At 68.2% G+C, this 15130-nt stretch carries 11 protein-coding genes; 9 read left to right on the top strand and 2 right to left on the bottom strand.

The annotated features are described in order from the left end of the window. The first annotated feature begins 31 nt into the window (after window positions 1-31). From C8263_RS07075 to C8263_RS07060, 4 genes are all read left to right on the top strand, one after another. Window positions 32-1426, top strand: coding sequence for a DEAD/DEAH box helicase family protein (locus C8263_RS07075; RefSeq protein ID WP_107137424.1), 1395 nt, complete (start codon window positions 32-34; stop codon window positions 1424-1426). Then, entirely contained in the window at window positions 1413-2648 is a 1236-nt protein-coding gene (locus tag C8263_RS07070) for a DUF790 family protein (RefSeq protein WP_107137423.1), read from the top strand. Before C8263_RS07075 ends, C8263_RS07070 begins: the two co-directional genes overlap by 14 nt. 328 nt (window positions 2649-2976) lie before the next feature. After that, window positions 2977-4236, top strand: coding sequence for a glycerate kinase type-2 family protein (locus C8263_RS07065; protein ID WP_107137422.1), 1260 nt, complete (start codon window positions 2977-2979; stop codon window positions 4234-4236). Between the two features lie 87 nt (window positions 4237-4323). Further along, entirely contained in the window at window positions 4324-5610 is a 1287-nt protein-coding gene (locus C8263_RS07060; protein WP_233218692.1) for a DUF945 family protein, read from the top strand. A gap of 293 nt (window positions 5611-5903) precedes the next feature. Here the strand turns inward: C8263_RS07060 and C8263_RS07055 are convergent, their stop codons facing one another. Beyond that, on the bottom strand, window positions 5904-7031 hold the full coding sequence (locus tag C8263_RS07055; protein ID WP_107137421.1) for a M42 family metallopeptidase: 1128 nt from the start codon (window positions 7029-7031) through the stop codon (window positions 5904-5906). A gap of 128 nt (window positions 7032-7159) precedes the next feature. Here C8263_RS07055 and uvrA point away from each other — a divergent pair, with 128 nt between their 5' ends. The 3 genes from uvrA to C8263_RS07040 all read left to right on the top strand — a co-directional run bounded on the left by uvrA (window position 7160) and on the right by C8263_RS07040 (window position 11124). Further along, a complete protein-coding gene (gene uvrA, locus C8263_RS07050) occupies window positions 7160-9694 on the top strand; it encodes an excinuclease ABC subunit UvrA (RefSeq protein ID WP_107137420.1) in 2535 nt (844 codons plus the stop codon). Between the two features lie 526 nt (window positions 9695-10220). Next, the gene (locus C8263_RS07045; protein ID WP_107137419.1) at window positions 10221-10886 is read left to right on the top strand and encodes a phosphoribosyltransferase; all 666 of its coding nucleotides are present in this window, start codon (window positions 10221-10223) and stop codon (window positions 10884-10886) included. Window positions 10887-10944: 58 nt separating this feature from the next. After that, window positions 10945-11124, top strand: coding sequence for a hypothetical protein (locus C8263_RS07040; protein ID WP_107137418.1), 180 nt, complete (start codon window positions 10945-10947; stop codon window positions 11122-11124). Window positions 11125-11218: 94 nt separating this feature from the next. Here the strand turns inward: C8263_RS07040 and C8263_RS07035 are convergent, their stop codons facing one another. After that, a complete protein-coding gene (locus tag C8263_RS07035) occupies window positions 11219-13072 on the bottom strand; it encodes a cellulose binding domain-containing protein (protein WP_107137417.1) in 1854 nt (617 codons plus the stop codon). Window positions 13073-13844: 772 nt separating this feature from the next. Between C8263_RS07035 and C8263_RS07030 the strand changes: the two genes are divergently transcribed. Then, entirely contained in the window at window positions 13845-14168 is a 324-nt protein-coding gene (locus C8263_RS07030; RefSeq protein WP_107137416.1) for an ArsR/SmtB family transcription factor, read from the top strand. 217 nt (window positions 14169-14385) lie between these two features. After that, the gene (locus tag C8263_RS07025) at window positions 14386-14934 is read left to right on the top strand and encodes a DUF6428 family protein (protein ID WP_107137415.1); all 549 of its coding nucleotides are present in this window, start codon (window positions 14386-14388) and stop codon (window positions 14932-14934) included. The last annotated feature ends 196 nt before the right edge of the window (window positions 14935-15130 follow it).

Here is a 15130-nt window from a genome sequence, read left to right as displayed (position 1 = left end):
CTGCCCAGCGGCGGGTACGATGCCCCGCAGGATGACGCCTGCCCTGCGCCTGGACCGGGGGACCCTCGTGATGACCGAGGTGCCCGGGCCCGTGCGTGACCAGTTTCTGTGGGACGCGCGCAGCCAGTCGTGGCGGGCGCCGGGCCGGGCCTACCGCGCGGTGGTGGAGGCCCTGCGCGAAGCTGGCGTGCCCTTCCGCGACAGCGCCGCCGCCTTCGAGAAGCTGGAACTGGGCTTTGCGCGCGACGTGACCCCCTACGTGCACCAGACCCGCGCCCTGAACGCCTGGAAACGGGCCGGGCGCCGGGGGGTGGTGGTGCTGCCCACGGGGGCCGGCAAGACGCTGGTGGCACAACTGGCGCTGCGCGATACGCCCCGCAGCGCCCTGATCTGCGTGCCCACGCTGGACCTGCTGCACCAGTGGTATGCCGGGCTGGTGGCCGCCTTCCCCGACGGGCAGGTGGGCCTGCTGGGCGGCGGCAGCCACGACGAGACGCCGCTGCTGGTCAGCACCTACGATTCGGCGGCCATTCACGCCGAGACGCTGGCCGGGCGCTACGCCCTGCAGATTTTCGATGAAGCCCACCACCTGCCGGGCGACTTTACCCGCGTGATTGCCGAGATGGGGCTCGCGCCCTACCGCCTGGGCCTGACCGCCACGCCCAAACGCAGCGACGGCCGCGAGCGTGACCTGGACACCCTGATTGGCCCGGTGGTGTTCCACGCCGCCCCCGAAGACCTCTCGGGCGACACGCTGGCGCCCTACAAGGAAGTGGTGATCCGGGTGTCGCTGAGTCCCTTTGAGCAGCGCCGCTACGACGACCTGATCGCGCAGCGCAACGAATTCCTGCGCCTGAGCGGCATCCGGCTGGGGTCCATTGAGGGCTGGAAACAGTTCGTGATGAGCAGCGGCACCCCCCATGGCCGCCGCGCCATGCTGGCCCACCGCGAGGCCCGCTCGCTGGCCTACGGCACGGGCGGCAAACTGCGCGTGCTGGAAGAGGTGCTGGCCAACCACCCCCAGGCGCGCACCCTGATCTTTACCGACGACAACGCCACCGTCTACCGCATCAGCCGCGAATTCCTGATTCCGGCAATCACGCACCAGACGCCCGTGAAGGAGCGCCACGCCCTGCTGGACAAGTTCCGCTCTGGGGCGTACCGCCTTCTGGTGACCAGCCGGGTGCTGAACGAGGGCGTGGACGTGCCGGAAGCCAGCGTGGCGGTGGTGCTGTCCGGCACCGCCACCGAGCGCGAGCATATTCAGCGGCTGGGCCGCATTCTGCGCCGCGCGCCCGGCAAACAGGCGGTGCTGTACGAGGTGATTACCCAGGGCACCAGCGAGGAGCGCGTGAGCCAGCAGCGCCGGGGGCAGTGGAAGGCCCCCGCCGAGGACGATTTTGGGGTGCTGAATGCTTCCGACTGAGCTGCTGATCTTCCGGGTCAAGGCCGGCCTGGTGGAGCCCCGGCGCCTGAAGCCCACCACCCAGAACCTCGCGCTGGCGCAGACCCTGATCGGCGCCTTTGAAGCCCACATCGGCAAACGGCGCTTTGAACTGGACGATGAACTGCGCACCCTGGAAGCGGGGCGCCAGGACTTCAAGGTGCTGCGCGGGCTGGCGCACCTGCTGACCAACCTGGGCACCTTCGAGGCCGCCGGGCCCGTGGAGCCGGGCGTGGTGCGCGCCCGCGTGTTCGAACTGGCCCAGGCGGGGGTGCCCAGCCGCCGAACCACCACGCTGGTGCTGGAGCAGGCAGGCCGCTCGCTGGGCCTGGAACGGCCCCTGAGCCCGGACGAACTGACGGCCGCCCTGTACGCTGACCTGCCGGACCAGCAGACCCTGGTGGCCTTTGAGCCGCCTGCCCCGCTGGAACTGATTCACCGCTACGATCTGGCGCAGGCGCAGGGCACCCTCTACCGGGCGTCCGAACTGGTGATCACCGCGCGGCGCAACGAACCGGCGCGCTACAAGCAGCTGCTGAAATACCTGAAGTTCTTTGGCCTGATGGCCACCGTGGAAGGCGACGCCAACCTGGGCTTTACCCTCACGCTGGACGGCCCGGCCAGCCTCTTCGGGCAGACCACCCGCTATGGCCTGAGCATGGCCAAGTTTCTGCCGGCCCTGCTGCACGTGACAAAGTGGGACCTGAGCGCCACCTTGAGGCCCCGGCGCGACCTCGCGTGGGTGGACCCCGCCGACACCGAATGGTCGTTTCAGCTCACGAGTGAAGACGGCTACGTCAGCCACTACGCTCCCCCACAGGAGCACGACAGCGCCCTGGAATCCGGCTTTGCCGAGCGCTTTGCCAAGCTGGATACGCCCTGGCAGCTGGAGCGTGAGGTGGACCTTGTGCCGGTGCCGGGCGGGGTAATTCTGCCGGACTTCCGGCTGGTGCAGGGCGAGCGCTCGGTGCTGGTGGAAATCGTGGGCTACTGGCGCCCGGAGTACCTGCGCAAGAAATTCGAGCTGCTGCGCAAAGCCGGGCGCCGTGACGTGATCGTGTGCGTGAGCGAGCGCCTGAACCTGGAACGCGCCGGGGTGGACCCCAGCGATTTTGGCGACCGCGTGGTGTGGTTCAAGGGCGTGCTGAACCCCAGGGACGTGCTGGCCCTGGCCGAGCGCTACGCCGTGCGCGAAGGCGAATGACCCAATGGAAGCGGGCACCCATGGGAGGGTGCCCGGCTCAAGTCATCGGTGGGGAAGCTCACTCCTGTGTTCCGTCCTGGGGCACGCGGCCCGGGTACATCACCGGAATGGAAATCAGGGGCAGGGCAATCGCGGCCAGGGCAAACAGCAGTTCCATACCTGCAGTGTGCCCCGGGGGCAGCGCGCGCAGATGACGTGACCTTCAGTCAGTCTGGAGCGGCCCTTGAGCGGGCATAGAGCGGAGCTTCAGGCTGAGATCAGCAAGCTGACGGGGTGGAATTTTCGTCGTGCATGGCGTTACATTCTGCCCGCACCGTACACTGGGCGCATGACCCCGGACGAGGCGCGGGCGCTGCTGCTGGCCTGCTTTCAGGAGGCGCTGGCGGCCACCGCGCCGGGGCGTCTGCTGGCGCCATACCTGCAGGCGCCGCCGCCTGCCGTCGTGCTGGCGGTGGGCAAGGCGGCGGCCCCCATGATGTCGGCCGCGCTGGCCGCTTACCCAGGCGTGCCCGGGCTGGTCGTGCTACCTGACGGAGCCGCTGCGCCGCCGTGGCCCCCAAATGTCACGGTCCGCCGCGCTGGCCACCCGCACCCGGATCACCGCAGTGTGGCGGCGGCCCGGGAAGCCCTGGGGCTGCTGGCAGCGCTGAAACCTGGGACCGAGGCGCTGGTCCTGCTGTCTGGTGGGGGCAGCGCCCTGCTGTGTGCGCCACGCGGGGTCACCCTGGCCCAGAAAGCGGCCCTGAGCGCTGAACTGATGCGTGCCGGGGCCGATATTCACGCCCTGAACACCGTGCGCCGCCACCTGTCGCGCGTGAAGGGGGGCCAGCTGGCGGCGGCCACCCGAGCCCGGGTGCGCGCGTGGCTGCTCAGCGACGTGGTGGGCGACGATCCGGCCACCATCGCCAGCGGGCCCACGGTGCCCGACCCCAGCACCTTTGCCGACGCCCTGGGGGTGCTGGACCGCTTTGGGGTGGCGGCGCCGGAGGCCCGGGCTGTTCTGGAGGCGGGCGCCCGGGGTGAACACGAGGACACCCCCACGGCTCTGCCCCATGCCCACGCCCAGGTAATCGGTGGAAACCGCGACCTGCTGCGAGCGGCGCAGGCAGCCCTGCAGGCCCGGGGCTTCCCGGCTATGATCCTGGGCGACACCTTCACGGGCGAGGCGCGCGAGCTGGCCGCCTTTCATGGAGCCCTGGTCCGCAGCGTGCAGGCGCACGGCACGCCCTGGCCTGCCCCGGTGGCCCTCCTCTCGGGCGGTGAGGCCACCGTGACAGTGCGGGGCAGCGGCCACGGCGGGCGGAACACCGAATTTGCGCTGGCCCTGGCGCTGGCTGGCCCGGGGGTGTATGCCCTCTCGGCAGGCTCGGACGGGGTGGATGGCACCAGCGGCGGCGCAGGCGCTCTGGTCACGCCCAACACGCTGGCCCGCGCCGGAGCCCTGGGACTGGACCCCCAGCGGGCGCTGCGCGAGAACGACGCCGGCTCATTTTTTGGCGCGCTGGGCGACTTGGTGGTCACCGGCCCCACCGGACAAAACCTGAATGATCTGCGGATGGTGCTGGTGCCGGGCCCTGGACTGGCGTAACCCCGCACAGGTACAGCCCCGCCCTGTCCAGGATTCTGTGCCTCACCTGCGGCCCGGCTCGTTCGGTTCACCCCCTACCCTGACAGGATGATGAAGAAACGCGCACTGACCATCGCCGCCCTGAGCGCGGCCCTGCTGCTGGGCGGCGCCACGGTGGCCGTCGTGGCGGCCCAGCAGACCCAGAAGGACGTGCAGGCCCAACTGGGCCGCACCCAGAAAGCCCTTACTGAAAGCGGCCTGGCGCGCATGGTCAGTGAGCCCTACCAGGGCACGGCCTTTGGCGGCACCCAGGTCACGACCATTACCCTGATGCCTGAAACCGCCGATCCTATGGTGATCAAGCTGAACAGCCGCGTGTACAACGGTCCGTTCCCGCAGGGCAAACGCTTTGGGGCCGCCACCGTGATCACCGACGTGCAGTTCGAGCCGGGGGTGCAGGCCCAGCTGGACCGGGCGTTTGGCGGCCAGAAAATCTCGCTGCGCACCGACATTCAGTTTGGCGGCCACAGCGTGACGACGTTCAACGTGCCGGCCGGCACCATCACGGCCGAGGGAACCACCACGCGCTGGCAGGCGGCCAGCGGCACGGTGCGTGCCACCGAACGCGAGGTGTTCTCGGCCGGGCAGTGGCCAGGGCTGGTGATTGAAGACCAGGATATGCGGATGACCCTGGGTTCTGCCAGCTGGCAGATGAATGCCAGTCAGCAGCCAGACACGCTGGGCGACGGCAAGGGGCAGTTCACCCTGGCCAGCCTGGAGGCCGGCGCCCCGGGCGGGCAGGTCCTGAAACTCGACCGCCTGACCGTGACCTCCACGACCCGCAGCCAGGGCCCGCTGATGAGTTCGGCGGTGGGCTACGGCGCCGAGCGCCTGGAAGTGGCCGGCAAGACGCTGGACAAGCTGCAGCTGAACATGACCCTGAACAACCTGGACCGCAAGGCCATGGAGCAGCTGAGCGCCCTGACCCGAACCAGGAAGACGCCAGATGACGCGGCGGTCAATACCCTGATCACCGCGCTGCTGAAGGCCGGGCCCACCCTGGTGCTGGACCGTCTGTCGGTGGGACAGGGTAAGGACGAGGTGAAATTCAACGGGCAGGTGGGGTTCAAGGGTGCAGCCACCACCGACTGGGCGGCCGTGCTGGACAGTCCCGAACTGCTGATGGGCCTGCTGGATGTGCGCCTGCACGGCGAGGGCGAGGCGCAGGCTCTGAACACCCTGGCGGCCACCCTGGCGCCCGATCCCAGCATGGCCCAGGGGCTTATACAGGCCGGCGAGGAGAACGGCCTGCTGGTGCGCCGGGGCTCTCGTCTGGTCACCGACCTGAACATGGATCAGGCGGGCCTGAAGGTGAACGGTCAGCCGCTGCAGTAAGCGCTCTTCCCAAGGCGCGCCCAGCCGGTTGAGCCTGGCTGGGCGCCGCTGTGTCTGGACCCGTCTGACAGCGGACCTGGGCAACCGGGCACAGAACGCACAGGGCCTGCTCGCGCCATTTCGCACGGGCGGGGCTTGGAACCGGCGGGATCGGCCGCTGGGTGGCAGCGGCCTATTCCCCTTTGAATCAGCCCACAACCCAGCGCGACGCCCGGGCCCACCGCCCTTCAATGTCGCCCGCGCCGCTATTCTCTGCAACGACTTGCTTTTTCGCTGCAGCCGCCCTCCGGGGCTCAGCCCTCGTCCAACGCCACAAAGCGCAGGTCCAGGCCGGGCAGACGCTGAATAAAGGTGTCCAGCAGATGCAGGGCGCCGACAAGGTCGCGTTCATCCACCACCTCTACGGGGCTGTGGGTGTAGCGGTTGGCCACGGACACGGTACCGGCAGGAATCCCGTGGCCGCTGTACTGCAGCGCGCCCGCATCAGTCCCGATGCCGCGCAGCAGTTCGTGCTGAATGGGCACACCGCTGGCATCGGCGGCGGCGATCAGCCCCCGCCGGATGGCCGGGTGGGCCAGCGCGGAAAAGTCCATGACCTTGACTGCTGGACCGCTGCCCAGCCCCAGGTGACAGGCACCAAACTCCGGGGTGTCGTCGGCGGCCGTCATGTCCAGGGCCAGGGCCGCGTCGGCAACGTGGGCCTGGGCCACCGCCTGGGCCCCGCGCAGGCCTACCTCTTCCTGCACAGTGAACGCAAAAATCACGGTCACGGGGGGCGGCGTGTCCTGATAGTGCTCAAGCAGCGCCAGCAGCACGGCGCACCCGGCGCGGTCATCCACCGCGTGCGCGGTGTAGCGCCCGGTGTTCACCCCCAGTTCGGTCAGGATGCCCACAAAGCCCACCGGGTCGCCCAGTTGCACGCCCATGCCCACCGCCTCGTCCGCACTGCGCGCGCCGATGTCCACGTACAGCTCGGGGTGCGGCACCACGCGCTGGCGGTCGGCGTCGGTAAGCAGGTGGGCGCTCTTGGTGCCAATCACGCCCAGCAGCCGTGACTGCTGGGTGCGCACCCACACGCGCTGGGCCGGCAGAATGCGGTCATCGGTGCCGCCCACCTTGTCCAGCCGCAAAAAGCCGCCCGGGGTAATCTGCCGCACCCGGAAACCCACCTCGTCCATGTGGGCGGCCAGCAGCAGGCGCCGGGCGCCTTCGGCGGCGGCGCGGCGCACGGCAATCACATTGCCAAAGGCGTCCACGCGCACCTCGTCGGCCAGGGCGGAGGCCGCGCGGTACACCGCGCGCACCACGTCTCCTTCGCTGCCGCTGGGCCCGGTCAGGCGAACCAACTGGCGCAGATGGGCAATCACAGGGGGCTCACTGCGCTCCCGGTCCGGGGCCAGAGACAGTGGGTGGTCTGACATCCCGCCATTAGACCGCACGCGGGACCCCGGCCCCTTGAGCAAGCCCTTAGGCGCGGCCAGAGGCCCGCATTCAGTCAACCTTGTGAGTCCCGGCGCCCGGGTGGGCGGGCCCCACATACTGCGGGGCGATGACGCTTCCCGAACCCCTTGGCTTCGTGCAGGTGCGCGGCGCGCGGGAACACAACCTCAAGGACGTGTCCCTGCAGCTGCCCAGAGACGCCCTGGTGGTGTTTACCGGGGTCTCGGGCTCTGGCAAGTCGTCGCTGGCGTTTGGCACGCTGTACGCCGAGGCGCAGCGGCGCTACCTCGAATCGGTCTCGCCCTACGCCCGGCGACTGTTTCACCAGGTGGGCGCGCCGGATGTCGACGCCATTGACGGCCTGCCGCCTGCCGTGGCCCTGCAGCAGCAGCGCGGCGCGCCCACCAGCCGCTCCTCGGTGGGCAGCGTGACCACCCTGTCCAATCTGGTGCGCATGCTGTATTCCCGGGCCGGCGACTACCCCGAAGGGCAGGGCATCATTTACGCCGAGGGCTTTTCGCCCAACACCCCGGAAGGGGCCTGTGCCCACTGTCACGGTCTGGGACAGGTGTACGAGGTCACAGAAGCGTCCATGGTGCCGGACCCCTCGCTCACCATCCGGGAGCGGGCCGTGGCAGCGTGGCCGCAGGCCTGGGGCGGGCAGAACCAGCGCGACATTCTGGTCAGCCTGGGCACCAATGTGGACGTGCCGTGGCGCGATCTGCCGCAGGACACCCGCGACTGGATTCTGTTCACCGAGGAGCAGCCAGTGGTGCCGGTGTATCCAGGCTTCACGCCGGAAGACACCCGCCGGGCGGTGAAGCGCAAACTGACCCCCGGGTACATGGGCACCTTCAGCAGTGCGCGCCGGCACGTACTGCACACGTTTGCCAACAGTGAGAGTGCCGCCATGAAACGGCGGGTGCAGGCGTATATGGTGTCGGCGCCGTGCCCGGTGTGTCAGGGCAAGCGCCTGCGCCCCGAAGCCCTGGCGGTGCGGTTTGCCGGGCACGACATCACCGAGTTTTCGCGGCTGCCGCTTCAGGCGCTTTCAACACTGCTGCGCCCATTTGCCAACGGGGAGGAACGGGGCCACGCCCAGCTGCAGGCCACCCGTCCGGAGCAGGCCGCCGCGCAGGAGCGGATGGCCGCCGACCTGTGCGCCCGCCTGGAGGTGCTGCTGGACCTGGGGCTGGGCTACCTGGGGCTGGACCGCTCCACCCCCACCCTGTCGCCCGGCGAGTTGCAGCGCCTGCGGCTGGCCACGCAGCTGTATTCGCACCTGTTCGGCGTGGTGTACGTCCTGGATGAACCTTCCGCCGGCCTGCACCCCGCCGACACCGAGGCGCTGCTGGGCGCCCTGGACCGCCTGAAGGCCGCCGGCAACTCACTGTTCGTGGTGGAGCATGATCTGGACGTGGTGCGCCGCGCCGACTGGCTGGTGGACGTGGGCCCCGGCGCAGGGGAACAGGGCGGCGAGATTCTGTACAGTGGCCCGCCCAGCGGCCTGCAGGCGGTGGCGGCCTCCCAGACAGCGCGCTACCTCTTCGCTGGGCCTCAGCGCGTTGCCCGGCCAGCCCGCGTGCCATTGGGCTGGATAGAGCTGAGCGGCGTGACGCGGCACAATCTGCGCGACCTGCAGGTGCGCTTTCCGCTGGGTGTGCTGACCAGCGTCACCGGCGTGTCCGGCTCTGGGAAGTCCACCCTGGTGAGTCAGGTGCTGGTGGACACCCTGGCTGCCCAGCTGGGCCAGAGCCCACCCGCCGAAGACGAGGAGAATCTGCAGACCCCAGCCGCCGTGACCGCGCAGCTGGGCGGCGACGTGCACACCCTGTCGCGGCTGGTGCGGGTGGATCAGCGGCCTATTGGGCGCACGCCGCGCAGTAACCTGGCCACGTACACCGGCCTGTTCGACGACGTGCGCAAGCTGTTCGCCCAGACACCCCTGGCCCGGCAGCGCCGCTACAGCGCCGGGCGCTTCTCGTTCAACGTGAAAGGAGGCCGCTGCGAACACTGTCAGGGCGAAGGCTGGGTGACGGTTGAATTGCTGTTCCTGCCCAGCGTGTACGCCCCCTGCCCGGTGTGTCACGGCGCCCGCTACAACGCCCAGACACTGGAAGTAGAGTACCGGGGCAAGACCATTGCCCAGGTGCTGAACCTGACTGTGGACGCCGCCTGGACCTTTTTTCAGGAGGACGCGGCCGTGTTCCGCGCGCTGGACACCCTGCGGGAAGTGGGGCTGGGGTACCTGCGCCTGGGGCAGCCCGCCACCGAACTCTCCGGCGGAGAGGCGCAGCGCATCAAACTGGCCACCGAACTGCAGCGTGCCGGGCGCGGCCACACGGTGTACGTGCTGGACGAACCCACCACCGGCCTGCACCCCGCCGATGTGGAGCGGCTGCGCCGCCAGCTGTTCCGGCTGATCGAGGCGGGTCACACGGTGATTGCCGTGGAGCACGACATGCAGCTTGTGACCGCCAGCGACTGGGTGATTGACATCGGGCCGGGTGCTGGGGACCAGGGAGGGCAGATCGTGGCCCAGGGCACCCCGCAGGAGGTGGCGCTGGTGGCGGAGAGCCGCACGGCGCCTTACCTTGCCCGCGCGCTTCAGGCCCAGGGTGGCGCCAGCGGCCACCCCACCTGAGGTGCAGCAGAAGCGGACGGCTCCAGAGGCAGTGTTCAGCCGCCTGCGCTCGCGGGCCTGACTGCTGAACGAACCCCCGTTCGGACGGCCAGCGGTGCCCGAGGGCCAAGTGGCGGAGCGCTGGAAGGTCGGGGGGCTTCCAGTTCGCTTCCTTGCACAGTGGCGGCCTCGTGGCCCAAGGCGCGCCGAACCCAGCGACTGGGCTCGGCACCGCGCCACCAGCACCCGCAAGGTGGCGGACCGAGGGAGCGAGAGGCCCGCTGTCTGTGGCGACCCTGGTGCGGTCGTCGTCCGCCCTGCTGCCCCACCGACCGGGCGGCGCGGTGCATGAGGCCCTGAGGGTCGGCTCAAGGGCGTGATGTGGGTGCCAGGGCACCTTGGCGGTGGGTCATCGCAACGCTCCTGCACAGGCAGTGGTCAATTCCGAACCCGCTTTAAGCCGGCTGTCATGTGATCGCCAGGGCCAGGGCGTTCACTGGTCAGGTGGGAAGCCGCCGCCCGCGCGCTTTGCCGCAGAGGAGATTCTGTGACCACCAGCCTCTCGTGGCCTCACCTCCCCAAGGTTTTTCAGGACCGGACAGAAGCTGGGCAGCTGCTGGGCGCAGTTCTGGCGGCCCGTGGCCCCTGGCCCAGCGCCGTGGTCCTGGCCCTACCGCGGGGTGGCGTGCCGGTGGCGGCTGAGGTGGCGCAGGCGCTGCAGGCACCACTGGACGTAGTTCTGGTGCGCAAATTGGGGCTGCCCACGGCCCCGGAAGTGGCGATGGGCGCGCTGGCCTCCGGAGGGGTGAAGTGGCTGAACGAGGCGCTGATGGCCCGCCTGAGTGTCTCGGTCGGCGCGCTGGCGCAGGTGCAGGCCCGCGAGGCACAGGAACTGGCCCGCCGCGAGGCCCTGTACCGCGCTGGCCGGAGTCCCCTGAACCTCACGGGCCACACGGCCCTGCTGGTGGACGACGGCCTGGCCACAGGCGCCACCATGCGCGCGGCGGTGCAGGCCGGGCGGTTCCTGGGCGCGGAGCGGATCGTGGTGGCGGTGCCGGTGGCCCCACCCGAGACCTGTGCCGACCTGCGCGCCGAGGCCGACGAGGTGGTGTGCCTGCACACGCCGCCCCACTTTCAGGCTGTGGGCCAGTTCTACGGCGATTTCACGCAGACGACCGACGACGAGGTGCTGGCCCTGCTGGCTGGGCCCTGAGCCCGCACCCTTCCGCACCTCGGCACCCTCGCCGGGGTTCCCACCTTCAGGAGGCTCTATGACGCAGGCCGAGAAAAAGAACGACCCCAACCACAAGCACGACCGTGACAACGACCCCAAACCCGGCGGACAGCGCGACCCCGGCAACGGCCAGTCCAGCGCTGACGAGAAGAACGGCGACGGCCGCCGCAATGGCAGTGAAAGTGGCGGCGGCCAGCGTGGGGGCAATGACAAGTAGTTGGCGGTAATCGCCCCTTCTCCAGACCATGAGTCCAGGCCATTGAGAGGCGCCCCAGGCATACGATCTTGGGGCGCCTCTTCTCTCTGCTGCCTTACTGCGTGGGCGGCAGGTCCGGCACAGTACCGGTGCAGGTGGGGGTCACGGCCAGAATCTGGCAGACCTTCTGCCCGGTGGCGTTCACGCCTGCTGCGCCGGCAGGCGGCTTGGCATACACACGCTCTTTCCAGATCTGCCACAGCATCATGCCATCGCCGGGGCGGCCCCTGTTCTTCATGTAGGTGGCCAGGGTTTCCACGTTGTAATAGCGGGTGGCCTCGTTGTTGGTGCCGGTATTCATCTCGGCGTCGTAGACGGTCCCAGGTTCGGCATTCAGTTTCAGCACGGCGCCGCCGCTGCCTTCAGGAGCCACCTCCAGACCCATGGCAATGGGGCCGCTGTAAATGGCGCGGTAGCTCTCGTACCCCTCACGCGGGTCGTAGTAGGTGCCGCCGTCGTAGGACATGAGGTTCACGCGGTCAATCTTGGCGCCCAGATCGCGCACCACGCGGTACATGGTGCCCCCGAAGGGACTGCCCCACTGCACCTTGCCCTCCTCCCAGGGGGTGCCCTTCACGTAGTAGGCCCCCGTGCTCCAGCCCGCAATGCTGATCTGCAGGTTCAGACCGCGCGCGGCAATCTCGGCGTCCAGGGTATTGATGATGTTCTTGATCTCGGCGTCCTTGGTGCAGGCAAACTGCGCGGCGTCCAGCTTGTTGCAGGTGCTGCCGCTGGATTCCCAGTCAATATCCACGCCACTGGCGCCCAGGTCCTGCGCAAGGTCCACCACGCGCGCGGCGCTGAAGTTGCTCCACTGGCTGCCCTGGCTGTACGACCAGCCCCCCACACTCACCCACACCCGGGTGCCGCGCGCCTTCAGAGCGGCAATGTTGTTGCGCAGCGTCTGGGCCTGGGCGGCTGTGAACTTGCGCTGCCCATTGGGTGTGCTGGCCCCTTCGGCAAACTCGAAGCCCGCCACCGCCTGATCGAAGGCGTAGCTGCCCCTCACATACGTCGTATCTGGCCGCGCGAACGACAGGTTCAGGTCGGTGTAATAGGGCGGAACAGTGCTGGTCGTGAGGTCGTTGACGCTCGTCTGCCAGGTCCCGGCGTAACCCACGTAAATGGCTTTCCCCGTGGGTGGTGGGGGCGTGGTGCCGATGGAGACAGTGACCGAGGCGGACGCGGAAGTGCTGTTCCCCGCCGCATCAAACGCTCTGGCCGTGTACGTCCGCGTGCCATTGTGGGCACTCGTCACGTTCTCACTTGCCGTATACGGCGCCGTCGTATCTGTCCCCAGCAAGGTCGAGCCCTGATAGAACTCCACCTTCGTCACCCCCACGTTATCGCCCGCACTGGCACTCAAACTCACTGCACCGGCACTGGTCACCGCACCTGGGCTCGCACTCAGGCTCACCGTGGGGGCCGTGGTGTCGCCCCCGGGCGGGGGCGTCACCGTGCCACTGCAACTGGCGCCGTTCAGGGTGCAGGTGTTCACCCCACTGAGCTGCCCGCTGCCGTCATAGCCGATGGTGACACTGCCGCCCGCCGGAATGGTGGCCCCGCCCCAGCTGTTGGGAGTGACGGTGTACAGCCCGCTGCTGTCCCGGCTGATGGCGCCGCCGGCGCCCCAGACCGAACTGCCCGCAGCGGCAGTGCCATTGAACTTGAACTTCAGGGTCCAGCCCTGGATGGCGCTGGGGCCAGGGTTGCGCAGGGTAATGCGGCCGGTAAAGCCCGTGTCCCACGCCCCCGTGCTGTCAAACGTCGCCGTCAATCCCGTCGCCTGCCCCTGCAGCGCAGAGCGGGTGGTCTGGGGCGACCCCGGTTCAGGTCCCTGAGAACACGCCGCCAGCGAGAGCAGCGCAGTCAACAGCAACTGTGGACGGATACGTGGAAATCGGAACATAGGCCCTCCTTCGGAACAAGGCGGTGGAAGGGAAGCCGACACGGGGCCGGCCAGCCACTGGATTGGGGGAACGTCCTATTCATACGCCATGACAGATGGCAAAGATGAAAATTAATTTCCCTTCCCTAGACAGGTGAAATGGAATGGTCTTCAGAAAAGACCTCTAATAGCCACTTTCGCTCCAGACAGGAGGCTTCGCTTCTGCGGTCTATTCCAAAAATTTCAGACTCTGGACTAAATATGTTGAAAATTATTTCCACAGTCCATTCCCCTGCCCGCCATTCCCCTGCCCGCCATTCCCCTGCCCGGCACTGAACTTTGCGCGGGCTGGTCGTGGCCTGTCGCAAGGCGGCGGCTGCGGTCCACCCTGATCTTTGTGGGCCCCTGGTTCAGCCCAGAGAGGTGCTACGAGTTCCGAACAATTCCGGAACACATGACGTAATGGTTCCGACTGGAGGAACTCGCAGCGCGGCGGAGCAGGAACAGAGACGGCTGTCCGGGCCTTGGACCGCCCCCAGCCGAAGGCGGGGAACATCCCCCTTCTTCCCGGATGTTCCGGACATGAACGGCCGTCCGTCTCAGAGCTGCCGAACCGCGGAGACAGAGATACGGCAGGAGATGCCGGCAGCAGCGACTGCGGCCATACGGGCCGAGGAGCCACAACCGGCGGCCCTGCAGCGCCGCAGCGGTAAGGTCCTCCACACCTGCCGCTCCAGAGTCAGGCAGCCAATATCCCATTGACAATCTTCTATGTATCTCTTATTTTACATCCATGGATTTCGATGGAACAGCAACTGTATTCAAGGCGCTGGGAGACGCGCACCGCCTCCGGGCGCTGCATTTCCTGGCCACTGCAGATGCCGGCTGCTGCTCGACTGGACAGGGGGTCTGTACCTGCGATGTGCAGCAGCAGCTGGGCCTGAGCCAGCCCACAACCAGTCACCACATGAAGCTGCTTGTGGAGGCCGGTCTGGTGCACGCTGAAAAACGCAGCAAATGGACGTATTACACGCTCAGTCCCCGGGGCCTGTTGGTTGCCCGCACAGCGCTGGATGGGCTACTGGCAGCGGCGCCGTCCGCCCAGGAGGCCATATGAATCCTGTCACTCTGCAGGCCCCTGTCCCCAGCCATCATCAGCAGCTGCTCCGGGCGGCCGGGCAACGGCGCTGCGCCCATCTGGCCCAGCAGCCTTCGGCGCCGCCCAGGGCTGTTCTTTCCCATGGGCCCACCTTGTCCTGTTTTACCGCCTGAGCCCTGCCCCGCCTGCTGCCGTTTGCCTTTCCCCATCGAAGAACATCAATAAGGAGATTGCCATGTCCCAGCCCTTTCCCGTTCCTGGCCTGAGTGGGCCCCTCACCACCGAGGCGCTGATCACGGCCCTGCGCACCCTGCCCCAGCGCCCGCTGCGGTTTCACCTGCACGGCGAACAGCTGGTCCCGGCGGGCTACCACGTGACGGAAGTCAAGGCCGTGACCATCGAGGCGATGGACTGCGGCGGCCACGCCAGTGCGTGGCGCGAGACGGTGATTCAGCTGATGGACGGCTCGGCCGAAGAAAGGGTGGCCGGCTTCATGACGAACCGCAAATTCCTGGCCATCTACGACCGCGTGGTGAAGCACATTCCCGTGCGCCCTGACGCCGAAGTGCGCTTTGAATATGGGAACGCCGCAACCCCAGCGCTGCAGTACCACGTGACGCACGTTGACGTGGCCGCAGAGCAGATGACGGTGCATCTGCGTGCGCCTGGGGTGGAGTGCAAGGCTGGGGCCCGTTGCGGGGCGCCTGCCGGGGCCTCCGCCAAGGCATGTGCGCCGGAAGGGAGCTGCTGCGCGCCCCCGGCTCGGGTGTCGCTTGGCGGCTAAGGACGTTGCACCTCACGTTACGACTTTGCAGGAGAGCACCGCAAAGTCTCCACTCCCGGTGCAACGTCCTTTTTTCGAGACTCGCTCTGCGGCGCAGCTGTTCCAGCCCGCTCGGTTGATCTAAAGATCAACAGCGAGCGACTTAAAACCTGCGGGCGCGGAGGCAAGCAGGGTTCGCGCTCATAGCCGCGCTGCT

The organism is Deinococcus arcticus (genome assembly GCF_003028415.1).
Lineage (GTDB): Bacteria > Deinococcota > Deinococci > Deinococcales > Deinococcaceae > Deinococcus > Deinococcus arcticus.
The sequence above is the reverse complement of the archived record's forward strand: the minus strand, read 5'-3'. Positions and strand labels throughout refer to the sequence as shown.